This window comes from Micromonospora sp. I033, assembly GCF_053890995.1.
Map to the genome: position 1 here is coordinate 1 of NZ_JBSSLX010000177.1, position 11,980 is coordinate 11,980.

13 protein-coding genes are annotated in these 11,980 nt (G+C 73.9%); 5 read left to right on the top strand and 8 right to left on the bottom strand.

Annotated elements, in window-relative coordinates:
• Positions 1–948, bottom strand: a 948-nt coding sequence (locus tag ACW0Q9_RS23625; protein WP_456184788.1) for a discoidin domain-containing protein, incomplete at its 3' end; no start/stop codon positions are given.
• Between the two features lie 207 nt (positions 949–1,155).
• Between ACW0Q9_RS23625 and ACW0Q9_RS23630 the strand changes: the two genes are divergently transcribed.
• The 3 genes from ACW0Q9_RS23630 (at position 1,156) to ACW0Q9_RS23640 (ending at position 5,269) form a co-directional block, all read left to right on the top strand.
• On the top strand, positions 1,156–2,364 hold the full coding sequence (locus ACW0Q9_RS23630) for a discoidin domain-containing protein (protein WP_456184790.1): 1,209 nt from the start codon (positions 1,156–1,158) through the stop codon (positions 2,362–2,364).
• Positions 2,365–2,568: 204 nt separating this feature from the next.
• Positions 2,569–4,233, top strand: a complete 1,665-nt coding sequence (locus ACW0Q9_RS23635) for a glycoside hydrolase family 3 C-terminal domain-containing protein (RefSeq protein WP_456184792.1) — start codon at positions 2,569–2,571, stop codon at positions 4,231–4,233.
• A 142-nt stretch (positions 4,234–4,375) separates the two neighbouring features.
• Positions 4,376–5,269, top strand: coding sequence for a hypothetical protein (locus ACW0Q9_RS23640; RefSeq protein WP_456184794.1), 894 nt, complete (start codon positions 4,376–4,378; stop codon positions 5,267–5,269).
• Here ACW0Q9_RS23640 and ACW0Q9_RS23645 read toward each other — a convergent pair.
• From ACW0Q9_RS23645 to ACW0Q9_RS23670, 6 genes are all read right to left on the bottom strand, one after another.
• A complete protein-coding gene (locus ACW0Q9_RS23645; protein ID WP_456184796.1) occupies positions 5,259–5,948 on the bottom strand; it encodes a hypothetical protein in 690 nt (229 codons plus the stop codon). The genes ACW0Q9_RS23640 and ACW0Q9_RS23645 overlap by 11 nt on opposite strands.
• 33 nt (positions 5,949–5,981) lie before the next feature.
• Positions 5,982–6,791, bottom strand: coding sequence for a hypothetical protein (locus tag ACW0Q9_RS23650; RefSeq protein ID WP_456184798.1), 810 nt, complete (start codon positions 6,789–6,791; stop codon positions 5,982–5,984).
• Positions 6,792–6,803: 12 nt separating this feature from the next.
• A complete protein-coding gene (locus ACW0Q9_RS23655) occupies positions 6,804–7,505 on the bottom strand; it encodes a WXG100 family type VII secretion target (protein WP_456184800.1) in 702 nt (233 codons plus the stop codon).
• Positions 7,502–7,828 carry a type VII secretion target gene (locus ACW0Q9_RS23660; protein WP_456184802.1) on the bottom strand — a complete coding sequence of 109 codons (327 nt, stop codon included), beginning with the start codon at positions 7,826–7,828 and terminating at the stop codon, positions 7,502–7,504. Before ACW0Q9_RS23660 ends, ACW0Q9_RS23655 begins: the two co-directional genes overlap by 4 nt.
• Positions 7,825–8,271, bottom strand: a complete 447-nt coding sequence (locus ACW0Q9_RS23665; RefSeq protein ID WP_456184804.1) for a YbaB/EbfC family nucleoid-associated protein — start codon at positions 8,269–8,271, stop codon at positions 7,825–7,827. Before ACW0Q9_RS23665 ends, ACW0Q9_RS23660 begins: the two co-directional genes overlap by 4 nt.
• 131 nt (positions 8,272–8,402) lie before the next feature.
• The gene (locus tag ACW0Q9_RS23670; protein WP_456184806.1) at positions 8,403–9,413 is read right to left on the bottom strand and encodes a LacI family DNA-binding transcriptional regulator; all 1,011 of its coding nucleotides are present in this window, start codon (positions 9,411–9,413) and stop codon (positions 8,403–8,405) included.
• Between the two features lie 147 nt (positions 9,414–9,560).
• Here ACW0Q9_RS23670 and ACW0Q9_RS23675 point away from each other — a divergent pair, with 147 nt between their 5' ends.
• Both ACW0Q9_RS23675 and ACW0Q9_RS23680 read left to right on the top strand, forming a co-directional pair.
• Positions 9,561–10,142: a CGNR zinc finger domain-containing protein gene (locus ACW0Q9_RS23675; RefSeq protein ID WP_456184808.1), complete on the top strand. Its 582-nt coding sequence runs from the start codon at positions 9,561–9,563 to the stop codon at positions 10,140–10,142.
• A 91-nt stretch (positions 10,143–10,233) separates the two neighbouring features.
• Entirely contained in the window at positions 10,234–10,785 is a 552-nt protein-coding gene (locus ACW0Q9_RS23680) for a DUF5872 domain-containing protein (protein ID WP_456184810.1), read from the top strand.
• Between the two features lie 48 nt (positions 10,786–10,833).
• On the opposite strand, the gene ACW0Q9_RS23685 is transcribed toward ACW0Q9_RS23680, so the two are convergent.
• The coding region (locus ACW0Q9_RS23685; protein WP_456184812.1) for a family 16 glycosylhydrolase at positions 10,834–11,980 on the bottom strand (1,147 nt) is incomplete at its 5' end.

The following is an 11,980-nucleotide window of genomic DNA, read 5'->3' on the forward strand; positions in this document are numbered from 1 at the left end:
TAAGAGACAGGTGGAGCCCGACGTGGTGCGGACGGCGAACTCCCACAGCGAGTAGCCGTACGCGGTGGCCCGCGCCGTGCCGTACATCCGCACGTAGCGCCCGGAGCCGGTCAGGTCGAGCGTCTGGGTGCCGCCGCCACCGGTGGTCGTCGCGTACACGGTGGTCCACGGGCCGTCCGGGTTGGCCGAGACCTGGATCTGGAAGGACCGGGCGTAGGCCGCCTCCCACTGGAGAGTGACCTGGCAGAGGGTCTGCGTGGCGCCGAGGTCCACCCGGAGCCACTGGGGATCGGCGAAGCCGCTCGACCAGCGGGTGCCGGCGTTGCCGTCGACCGCGGCGGAGGCCGGTGTGGTGGCGCTCTCGGCCGACGAGGCGACGGCCGGGCGGTTGAGCGCGGCGTTGCCGGCGCAGCCGGACGAACCGGTGGTGCCGTAGACCTGGAACTCCCAGAGCGAGTATCCGTAGGCGGTGGCCCGGGCGGTGCCGTACACGCGCACGTAGCGGCCGGTGCCGGCGACGGTGAGGGTCTGGGTGCCGCCGGTGCCGGTGGTGGTGCTGTACACGGTGGTCCACGGGCCGGCCGGCTCGGCGGCGACCTGGATCTGGAAGGCCCGTGCGTAGGCGGCCTCCCAGGCCAGCCGCACCTGGTCGACGGTCGCGGTGGCGCCGAGGTCGACCTGGAGCCACTGCGGGTCGCCGAAGGCGCTGGACCAGCGGGTGTTCGGGTCGCCGTCGGTGGCGGCGGCGGCCGGCGTGCCGGCGTTCTCGCTCGACGACGCGGTCGTCGGCCGCCCCTGGGAGAGCAGGGCGGACGCGGCGCTCGCGGCGAACGGCGCGGCGGCGACGGCGCCGCCGGCGAGCAGTGCCAGGACGGCGGCGACGGCGGTGAGGAGGCGGCGGCCGGAGCGGTCCGGCCGGCGGCGGTGGTGGGGTGGGGCGGTGTGCATCGCATCTCCTACGGGTGAAGTCCGGCGGAGAGCGCTCTCGCACCGAGAGTCGTCCCCGTCCGCGCTTCTTGTCAAGAGACCGGTCCCGAGGCCGGGAAGATCGATTCCGGACTTTCCGCATTTCGTTGACTGATAGAAGCGACTCGATGGAACCTGTTCGCGAGCGCTCTCACCCTCACGGCCATCAGCCCCGTCACGGGAGCCGCCATGCGCACGCCACCACCCCCGCCCCGCCGGCCGCGCCGGCCGGCCACCACGATCGCGGCGCTGCTCGTCCTGCTCGCCGCCTACCTGACCGTCCCCGTGCGACCCGCGGCCGCCGCCGGACCGCTGCTCTCGCAGGGCCGACCGACCACGGCGTCCTCGGTGAAACAGGGCGGTACGCCGGCCGCCGCCGCCACCGACGGCGATCCCGGTACGCGCTGGTCCAGTGCCTTCACCGATCCACAGTGGCTTCAGGTCGACCTCGGCGCCACCGCCACCGTCGACCAGATCGAGCTGGTCTGGGAGGCCGCCTACGCGAGGGCGTTCCAGATCCAGGTGGCCGGCGATCCCGCCGGCCCGTGGCAGACGATCCACAGCACCACCACCGGCGCGGGTGGCACGCAGACCCTCGCCGTCTCCGGCACCGGCCGGTACGTGCGCCTGTACGGCACCGCGCGGGCCACCGGTTACGGCTACTCGCTCTGGGAGTTCAAGGTCTACGGCACCACCGGCCCGGGCCAGCCCCCGACCGGCCGGCCGATCTCCGAGTTCAAGAAGGTCGCCGCGTCGTCCTGGGAGGGCGGTAACGCGCCCGCCGCCGCGCTCGACGGCCGGACGGCCACCCGCTGGTCCAGCCAGTTCAGCGACCCGCAGTGGCTGAGCGTCGACTTCGGCGGCGTCGCCACGATCAGCCGGGTCGTCCTCAACTGGGAGGCCGCCTACGCCACCGGCTACCGGCTGGAGACCTCCGCCGACGGGAACACCTGGACCACCATCTACTCCACCAGCACCGGACGCGGCGGCGTCGAGCAGCTCGCGGTCACCGGCAGCGGACGCTACCTGCGCCTGCACGGCACCGCCCGGGCCACCGGCTACGGCTACTCACTGTGGGAGTTCCAGGCGTACGGCACCGTCGACGAGGCGGCCAGCACGGCGCCGATGCTGTCCGGTCCCACCCGGCCGCCCGGCACGCTCAACCAGTTCGCGCTGACCGCACCGGCCGACGGTGCCATGGTCACCACCACCCGACGGCCGGTGCTCGGCTGGGCCGCCGTCGCCGGCGCCACCCGCTACCAGGTCTGGATCAACATCAGCCGCACCGACTACGACTTCACCGCCCCGGGCAACCTCCTCGACCTCTACACCAAGGTCGCCGAACCGACCGGCACCTCGTGGACGCCGACCTGGGACCTGCCGGACCGCTGGACCTAGAAGTGGTACGTCACCGCGACCGGCGCCGCCACGACCACCTCGAACATCAGGCGCTTCAGCGTCTACCTGCCCACCCTGGAGACCGTCGCCGACGGCGTCGGCATCGTCGCCGGCAGCCGGGACCTCAACCGGAACGGCGCCGTCGAGCCGTACGAGAACTGGCGGCTCCCGGTCGACACCCGGGTCGACGACCTCCTGGGCCGGATGACGGCCGAGGAGAAGGCGTACCAGATGTTCTACAACGCCCAGGCCTACCCCCGCTCCGGCTGGCACTTCGGCCCGGCGCAGGCGCAGGACCTGCACGACCAGCTGCTCGCCTCGTCCGGCACCCGGCTGGGCATCCCGTTCGTCTCGGCCGGCGACACCATCCACGGCTACCAGACCACCTACCCCATGCAGAGCGCCCTGGCCGCCGCCCGCAACCACGCCCTCGACTACCGGCTCGGCGACATGCAACGCCGGGAGCAGTTGGAGGTCGGCACCCGGGGCGTGCTGGGGCCGCTGGCCGAGGTCGGCACGAAGGTGATCTACCCGCGCATCCAGGAGGGCAACGGGGAGAACGCGCAGGTGGCCGCGGCGCAGGTGCGGGCGCTGGTGGCCGGCCTGCAGGGCGGCCCCGAGCTGAACCCGGCCTCCGTGCTCGCGACGGTCAAGCACTGGCCCGGCGAGGGCGCCGGAGGCGAGGCGCTGATCGTCTACGACGGCGTGACGATCAAGTACCACATGATCCCGTTCCGCGCGGCCATCGAGGCGGGCGCCGTCAACATCATGCCGGGGTACGCCGGCAGCTCGTACCTCGATCCCGGCGGCCCGGGCGCCGGTGACAGCGCGCCCATCCTGGCGTACCTGCGCCAGAACCTCGGCTACCAGGGCCTGATCACCACCGACTGGCTGCCCTCCGGCTCCTGGGTCGGTGCGGCGAAGGCCGGGTCCGACGTCATGGGCGGCGCCGACCCCGGGGCGGCCGGCTTCTCGATGGCCACGTTCCTCGCGAACGTGCCGGCCGCCCGGATCGACGACGCGGTCCGCCGGGTGCTGCGGCTCAAGTTCCAGCTCGGGATCTTCGAGAGCCCGTACGGCGACCCGGTCAACGGCCCGTACCGGTTCCACCAGCCGGCGTACGCCGCGCTGGCCAACCAGGCGTCGCGCGAGGCGATGACGCTGCTGAAGAACGACGGCGCGGTCCTGCCGATCCGGCTGAACGCCGGGGACAACATCGTCGTGGCCGGACCGCGCGCGGCCGACACCACCGCCTGCTGCGTCTGGACGAGCTTCTTCCACGCCGAGTACGGCTCGCAGACCATGCTCGACGCGATCCGGACCCGGGCCGCCCGGGCCGGCGTGACCGTCCACCAGGGCGACGGGCCGAACCCGAAACTGGCGATCGTGGCGGTGGGGGAGACCTCGTACACCCACGCGACCAACTGGCCGAAGGAACAGCCGTACCTGCCCCCGGACCAGCTCACGGTGATCCAGGACTTCCGTGCCCGGGGGATCCCCGTGGTGGTCGCCCTGGTCCTGCCCCGCCCGTACGTCATCACCGAGTGGCGCGACCTGGCGAGCGCCATCGTCGTCACCTACCGGGGCGGCGAGGAGATGGGTCCGGCGCTCGCCGGCCTGCTCTTCGGCGACTACGCGCCGAGCGGCAAGCTCCCCTGGCAGCTTCCGCGCAGCCTGTCGGACGTGGTGCGGCCCGGCGGCACCGACGTGCCGGCCGACGCCGTCGAGGCCTGGGACCTGCCGTACGACCTGGGCGCGACGACGACCGAACGGGCCCAGATCCGGGCCAGCATCGACGCCGGACAGCCACCGGCGACGACGTACGGCAATCCGCTCTATCCGTACGGGGCCGGCATGACGGGGTTCTGACCGTCGGGCGGTGTCGGGGCCGCCGGTGCGACACGGCCGGTGACCCCGCCCGTCCCGCGACGGCTCCGGACACCGCCGCCCGGCCACCGGGTCCGGGCGGCGCGGGTCCCGGCCGTTCGCGGGCCGGTGGTATGAATGCAGCGTGGCGTCGTCGCAGAACGCAGACCTGATGGGCAACGTCCGCGCGCTGGTCGAGGACGCGCTGCCGGCTCGCCTGCCGGGAGCCCGCGTCGCGGCGGACCGCGACGAGATCGTCGTCGCCGTGCCCGGCGGTCGGGCCCGGGTGTCCCTGGCCCCGTTGCTGCGCAGCTGCCTGGACCAGCCCCGGCAGGCCTGGCCCGGGCTGGTCGCCGACTGGGTCGCGGCTGTCCGCCGGGAGCTGCCGGACAGCGTCTCGGCCGACCTCGGGGCGGTCGACGTCGCCCAGCTCCGGCTGCGCCTCATCCCGGCGGCCGTGACCGCGGAGGCCGACAGCTATCTGGCGCTGCCGTTCGGCGGGCACTTCACCGCGGTGGTGGTGGTGAACCGGCCCGAGCGCCTGGACCTGCTGACCCTGGCCCAGGCCGCGCGACTGGGCGCTGAGCCGGCCGAGCTGGTGCGCACCGCCGTGCGGCAGACCGTGGAACGCGAACTGGCCACCCTCGACGTGCGGGACCACGAGCTGCCGACCGGTGGGTCGGTGCGCCTGCTCGCCGCCGACGGCAACCCGTTCGTGACGACCGCCCTCATGTCGGTCAAGCGGTTCCTGCCCGAGGGCGCCGACCACGGCGCGCTGGTCGCGGCGCCGCAGTACAGCGCGGTGCTGCTGCACCGGGTGAGCAACCGCCCGCAGGACGTCGCGGTCGCACTCCACCGCCTGGCCGGGTCCATGTACGCCGCCGCCGCCGATCCCTGTACCGACCAGGTCTTCTGGTGGTACGGCGGCGAGTTCCACCCGGTACGCGTCGTGCCGGGGGAGGCCGGCGGTGCCGTGCAGGTGCGGCTGCCCGAGACACTGGCCCCGGTCGTGGCGCGGCTGGACCGCCCTACGGGGTGAGCGCCTCGTCCAGCTTCCGGGCGGCGAGCGCCCGATCCCGTTGCCCGGTCAGGAACCGGAGCGCGCCGTCCCGTCCGCCGTCGTGCCACGCCTCCACCAGCCCCGCGTAGAACGCGGCCTGCTCCGCCAGTTGCCGGCCACCCTTGCCGGAGCTCTCGGCGGCCCGCGCGTGGCTCAGCTCGGCGAGCTGGGTCGCCGGCTCGACGGGCGACGCGGTGTCGTTGACCACCCGCCAGCCGGGCAGTTGGTGCCAGTGCGTGCGGCGCCGGCCCGGATCCTGGGCGAAGTCCCGCTCGGCCACGTCGGCGAGGCGCTCGGCCGGCCAGCTGTCGATCTTCGCCAGGCCGGCGTCCAGCAGGAACCGCCGCGCCTGGTCCACCGCCTCGTCGGACGACAGGTCCACCGTCGACGGCCCGGACCGGACCTCGTCCATCCGGACGCCGTAGGTCATGACCCAGCTGGTGAAGGGCGTCACGAGCGGCTGCACCCCGGCGGCGACCCAGCCGACCGGCCGGGTGGGCGAACCCGCGTAGCCGATCCAGCCCAACGCCCAGTCCAGCGGCTCGCGGACCAGCACCGTGTCGAGGCCGCTGCCCCGTAGCGACCACTCTCCCGGCAGGTCGGGCCGCAGTGCGGAGAGGATCTGCCGCCACCGCCGCGCCTTGTCAGCAGAGGACATACGTACCTTTCGCGGGTCGGTGGCCGGGTCCGGTCAGTCTACGCTGAGCGGTCGCTGTGTCGGCCGTAGCTCCTCGGGGTGCTCGGGCAGGTCGAGCACCCGCTTGACCTTGTTGGCCCAGCTCGGCTCGATGCCGGTCTTCAGGCCGGTCTTGAGGTCGTAGGCGTGCGCGGCCTCCCAGTCCAGCTCGTCGGTCACCGAGTCCTTGTACTGCCGTTCGAGGATGACGTCCGGCCGGAAGTCCTGATCCTTCACCCGCGGCGTCTCGACGCCCTGGGCGTCGTAGCCGACCTCGGTGCGCAGCCGGAAACCCGTCTCCGGGTCGAGCATGGTGGTCGCCTCGCTGTCGATCGCGTTGGCGAGGTGACGGTGGGACTCGGTGCCCAGCGCCGTGCGTTCCACGATCAGGTCCGCCACGTCCTCCGGGTAGCCCTGTTCCACGAGCTTGTCCCGCTGCCGCTGGTAGCCCTCCTGCTGGAGGATCGAGTCCCGGTTCTGGTCGACGTGGTCCCACGCGTCGTCGGCCATCTCCTGGAGCTGGCCGGCGATCTGCTGGCGCGCCTTGGCGATCTCCTCCAGCGTCTTCGGGTCGTGCTTGCCCAGCTCCGGGTCGTTCTGGGGGCGCGACGAGTCGGCGTCTCCCTCGGCGTCGGCGGGCTTGCCGTCGGTCGACCTCGGTCCGCCCGGTCGGCCGCTCTCGGCCGCCTCGGTGACGGCCCGGTGCGTCTCGGCGACCGTGGTGGGCCGGCCGTGCGGCCCGCCGCCCCGCTGCCGCGGCACACCGCCGTCGCCGACCTCCCCGCCGTCTCCGGTGCTGCCGCGCGGTCCCCTGGGTTTCGCCACGATCCCCCCGGGTCAGCCGTTGACGAGCTTGGACAGGTTGGTGAGGCTGCTGACGAGCGCCGTGGTGTAGCTCATGATCCGGCCCGCCCACTTCAGCACGGCGGCGGTGATTTGCGCGGCGATCACCGGGATGGTGACCACGAAGATCGCCTCGACCGCCCAGACGATGACGCGCGCGACGAGGTCCGCGATGAGGTCACGCACGATGTCGCGGGTGAACGAGACCAGGTTCCCGGCGGCCTGGGTGGCGGCGGCCATCGCCGCGGACGCGCCGCCCAGGCCGGCGATCGCATCCACGTTGTTCTTCATCAGCGACTGGTACGCCTCGGCGGCGTGCCCCCGCCAGTCCGGCAGGTCACCGGCCAGGTGCGCCTGCAGGTCGGCCGCCATCCGCTGGAGGTGGCCGGCCATGTTGTCCCAGGTCGCCGCGTGCGACGCGACCACGTCGGGCATGCCGGTCAGCCAGTCGAGCATCTCCCGCAGCGGCTCGAAGTATTCCATCGCCCAGCCGAGGCCGTTGGCCAGCAGCGCGCTGAACGGGTCCAGCACCGTGGCGGCGACGTCCAGCCCGAAGGCCGCCCCGGCGAGCAGGTCGTCCACCCAGCCCTCGCTGCGGATCGCGTCCACCAGGCCCTCGACGCCGTCGGCCAGCGACGAACCCGTCCACACCTCCCGGGTGGAGACGACGCCCGCGACCAGCGACTCGTCGGTCATGCCCGCAACCGCCGAGCGATCGCGCCCAGCGAGCTCGCCGCCTCACCGTCCACACCGTCGTAGGCGTCGGCGGTGCGGCGCAGGCCGTCCGCGACCAGCTTGAGGTTCTCGTCGACGTACGCGACCAGCTCGTCCTGGCGGGTGTGCCGGTCCTCCAGGATCCCCGAGATCCACCCGCACAGCAGCCCGTACGCCCGGTCGTCCCGCGCGATGTGCCCGCTCGCGCCGCGCACCGCCTCGAACCCGGCGCGGAGCCCGTCGACGGCGGCGGCGTGCGCGCGGATCTGCTCGGTGTCGGCCACCCAGCCGGCCGGGCCGCTCATCGCCGCCAGCCGTGGCCGTCGTACGAGCCGGGCCCGCTCCAGCCGGGCTCGGGATCGGGGCGCAGTTGCCGGTTCACCCGCTCGGCGATCGCCCGGGCGGCCGCCGACCCGGTGCCGACGGTCTCCGCGATGATCTCCTGCGACCGCTCGGCGAGCTGCCCCTTCGCCCGCCGGATCGCGTCCATGACCGCCTGCGCCACCACCTCGGGGGAGACCCGCTGGGTCTGCCGGCCCAGGCGCAGGTCCAGCAGCGCGCCGGTGGAGTCGACCGTGACCTCGGCCAGCCCGTTGTCGTCGGCGACCGTCACCCGCAGCTCCTGCAGCCGGTCACTCATCACCTTCGTGTCCGCGGCGAGCTTGTCGATGCGGCCCTTCCAGGCCCGCATCTGGTCCATGGCGCCGTCCGGGTCCAGGACACCGCCGCCGCCCAGAGCCCCGCTCACCATGCGCCTCCCCCGAGTAGGCCCGGATCCCGTGGAGACTGCTGTCCGCAGTACCTCGCAGGGCGGCGTCGATTGTAGAACACCGATTCACGTCCGGGAGGCGCGGCGAGGGCGCTGTGGACCGTCGGACATCAGCCGGCCGGGCGGGTGCTCTCGCGGGGGAGCACCGCGTGCGGCGCGATGACCCGGGCGGGCGCCGTGTGCGGGTGGTCCAGCCGGGCGGTCACCAGGGCGACCGCCTCCCGGGCGAGGAACGCGGGGTCGGCGGAGACGGAGGTCAGCGTCGGCCGGGAGTAGCCGGCCTCCTCGCTGTCACCGAACCCGATCACCGCCACGTCCGCGGGCACCCGCAGGCCGGCGTCGGCGGCGGCGCGCAGGGCGCCGATGGCGAGCCGGTCGGAGTAGCAGAAGACGGCGTCCGGAGGGGTCTCGTGCGCGAACAGCCACCGCGCGGCCCGGTAGCCGTCCTCGTACCGGTGCTCGGCGGTGGTCCGCAGGTAGCCGGCGGGCAGGTCGAGTCCGGCTCGGCGGACCGCCCGCTGGTAGCCGAGGGTGCGGGGCTGCGGCTGTCCGGCGGCCGCACCCGGCCGGGCGCCGATGGCGGCGATCCGCCGTCGCCCCGTGCGCAGCAGGTGCTCGGTGGCGTCGGCCGCGGCCCGGGCGCCGTCGAGGGCGACCTGGTCGCAGCGCGGGTCCCGGCTCTCGCCGAGCAGGACGAGGGGAGTGCCGGTGCCGAGTTGAGCGTCGACCAGCCCCGGTGGCACCACGTCCGCGCCGAGAAGGACGGCGTCGACAGCCGGCGTGGCGCCGGACGGCGTCCGTGGCGCGGGACGCCCGGTGTCGGGTCCGAGGTGGTCGACGACGACCCGGAAGCCCTGGCTCGTCGCCGCGCGGACGACCTCACGCGCCAGCCCGTGCAGGCCGGGCGCCTCGACGTCGGGAACGATCAGCGCGAGCAGGCCGGTGCGGCCGGTGCGCAGGGTGCGGGCCGCGAGGTTGGGCCGGTAGCCGAGTTCCCGGACCGCCTGCCGCACGCGGCGACGCACGTCGTCGCTGACGTGCGGGTGGTCGTTGACGACGTTCGAGACGGTCTTCACGGACACGCGGGCGTGCCGCGCCACGTCCTTGAGCGTGGTGGCCACGATCCGTCCTCCCGCCCCCGGGGCACCGGCGACGGCGCCACGGGCTCGACACCGGCCAACGGCTTTCGCTGGTGTACACACCGGACGATCCCAGAGACAACCACACCGGTCAAGGCATTACGCTGGTGTGGACGGAGGAGGGCGACGGTGAGCGACGAGGCGCGGATGCCGCCGGCCGTGCGGCTGGTGCGCGACTTCGTCAACACCTTCGAGCCGCAGGTCGACGAGGAGTCGCTGACCACGCCGGACGCGCTGCGGGACTGGTGCGCGGAGCGCGGGTTGCTCCCCGCCGGCGCGCGGCTGGGCTCGTCGGACCTCGCCACGGCCCGCACGGTTCGCGAGGGCCTGCGCGCGGTGCTGCTCGGCCACGCCGGCCATCCCGCCGACCCCGGCGCGCTGCGGCGCCTCGACGAGGCCCTGGCCGCGGTGCCCGTGCGGATGGCGCTCGCGGACCGCGGTCCCCACCTCGTTCCCGCCGGGACCGGTCCTCTCGACGTGGCGTTGGCCGCCCTGGTCGAGGCGGTCCGGCAGTGCGCGCAGGACCAGGTGTGGACGCGGCTCAAGGTGTGCGACCGGGACACCTGCCGGTGGGCCTACTACGACGCCTCCCGCAACCAGGCGCGCCGCTGGTGCTCCATGGCCGGGTGCGGCAACTACGTCAAGATGCGCCGGGCCTACGCCGCCCGCCGCGGCCGGCCCCCGACACCGGACACCGGCCGGGGACGCTGACCCGGCGGCCGGTCGGACCCCTCAGGTACGGCGGGCGCCGCGCCGTCGACCCGGACGCATGGGGCTCGCCGGCCCGGGTAACCGGTCCGCCATGGCCAGGTACACCGAGCCCGAGCTCAGAGAGCGGCTCAAGGCGGAGATCCAGGCGTCCGACAAGGGCGGCCGGCCGGGGCAGTGGTCGGCGCGCAAGTCGCAGCTGCTCACCAACGAGTACAAGAAGCAGGGTGGAGGCTTCGAGGGTCCTCGGGACCAGCGGCAGCGGTCGTTGCAGCGGTGGGGCGCCGAGCAGTGGCAGACCCGGTCCGGCTCCGCCCGGGCGCGCAGGGACGGTGAGACCGCCCGTTACCTGCCGAAGCGGGCGTGGCAGCAGCTTTCGGACGAGCAGCGCCGCGACACCGACACGAAGAAGCGGCAGGCGTCCCGGTCCGGACGGCAGTTCGTGGCCAACACCGGGCCGGCGAAGCAGGCCCGCCGCCGAGCAACCGCGGCCGGACCGCTGTCCGACCTGCCGGTCGCCGAGGCGGTCAAGCTCGTCCGCGGCCTCGACACGCGCCAGCTCCGGGCCGCGCTGCGGCGCGAGCGCGGCGGCAAGGACCGCAAGACGCTCGTCCAGCGGCTGGAGTCGGAGCTGGCCCGGCGCTGACGGCCGGGGCGTGCCGGACGGGACCCGCCCGCCCGGCACGACCGCCGGTCACTGGTAGACGCGGACGTGGTCGACCAGCATCCGGGCCGGGAACGGCGTCGACGCGTCCGGCGGGCCGGGCCAGTCGCCACCGACGGCGAGGTTGAGGATCAGGTAGAACGGGTGGTCGTAGACCCACGGGCCGCGGGTGGCCTCGACCGTGGCCCGGCTGGCGTAGAAGACCTCGGTGCTGTCGACGAAGAAGCGTATGCCCCGGCTGTCCCACTCCACCGCGTAGACGTGGAAGTCGGCCGACAGGTCGACGCTCCACACCCGCTCCTGGCCGTAGCCGGCGGCGCCGTTGTAGGCGGGCGCGTGCAGCGTGGTGTAGCTGCGGTAGGTGTCCCGGCCGAGGATCTCCATGATGTCGATCTCGCCGTTGTACGGCCACGGGCGCCCGGTCAGGAAGTCCGCGCCCATCATCCAGAACGCCGGCCAGAAGCCGTTGCCCTTGGGCACCTTGACCCGGGCCTCCACCCGGCCGTACTGGACGTGGAACCGGTTGCCGGTGTTCATCCGGTGCGAGGTGTACGCACGCCCGCCCGCGGACTCCCGGCGGGCCTCCATGACGAGCTGCCCGGCGCCGTTCATGGCGGCGTTGGCGTTGTCGGTGTAGTACTGCAACTCGTTGTTCTGCCCCGTGCCCGGGTCGACGGTCCACTTCGCGGGGTCGGGCCGGCTGCCCGCCGGGCCGTTGAACTCGTCGGCGAAGACGAGCCGGGTGGCCGGGAAGGTCGGGTCCGGCGGTGTGGGCGGGGGAGCGGTCGGCGCGCCGCCCGTGCCGTACACCTGGAACTCCCAGAGGGAGTAGCCGTAGCCGCTGCTGCGCGCCGTGCCGTACATCCGCACGTAGCGGCCGGTCCCCGTGACGTCGAGGGTCTGCTTGAACCCGGCGCTGGTGGTGGTGCTGTAGATGGTGGTCCAGCTGGCGGCGTCGTTCGAGGTCTGGATCTGGTAGGCGGTGGCGTAGGCCGGGTCCCACTGGAGGACCACCCGGCGGATGGTCGCGGTGGCGCCGAGGTCGACGTAGATCCACCCGGGGTCGACCCAGCCGGTGGTGGCGCTGGTCGCCCAGCGGGACGCCGGATCCAGGTCGAACGCCCGGGCCGGGAGGCACTGCCAGCAGGCGCCGTCGTCCTGGTGGGACGACGCGACG

Coding starts and splice junctions, on each gene's coding strand:
- ACW0Q9_RS23655 (WP_456184800.1), bottom strand. CDS start 7,505: ATGACCGACGAGTCGCTGGTCGCGGGCGTCGTCTCCACCCGGGAGGTG.
- ACW0Q9_RS23645 (WP_456184796.1), bottom strand. CDS start 5,948: ATGTCCTCTGCTGACAAGGCGCGGCGGTGGCGGCAGATCCTCTCCGCA.
- ACW0Q9_RS23660 (WP_456184802.1), bottom strand. CDS start 7,828: ATGAGCGGCCCGGCCGGCTGGGTGGCCGACACCGAGCAGATCCGCGCG.
- ACW0Q9_RS23635 (WP_456184792.1), top strand. CDS start 2,569: ATGACGGCCGAGGAGAAGGCGTACCAGATGTTCTACAACGCCCAGGCC.
- ACW0Q9_RS23630 (WP_456184790.1), top strand. CDS start 1,156: ATGCGCACGCCACCACCCCCGCCCCGCCGGCCGCGCCGGCCGGCCACC.
- ACW0Q9_RS23680 (WP_456184810.1), top strand. CDS start 10,234: ATGGCCAGGTACACCGAGCCCGAGCTCAGAGAGCGGCTCAAGGCGGAG.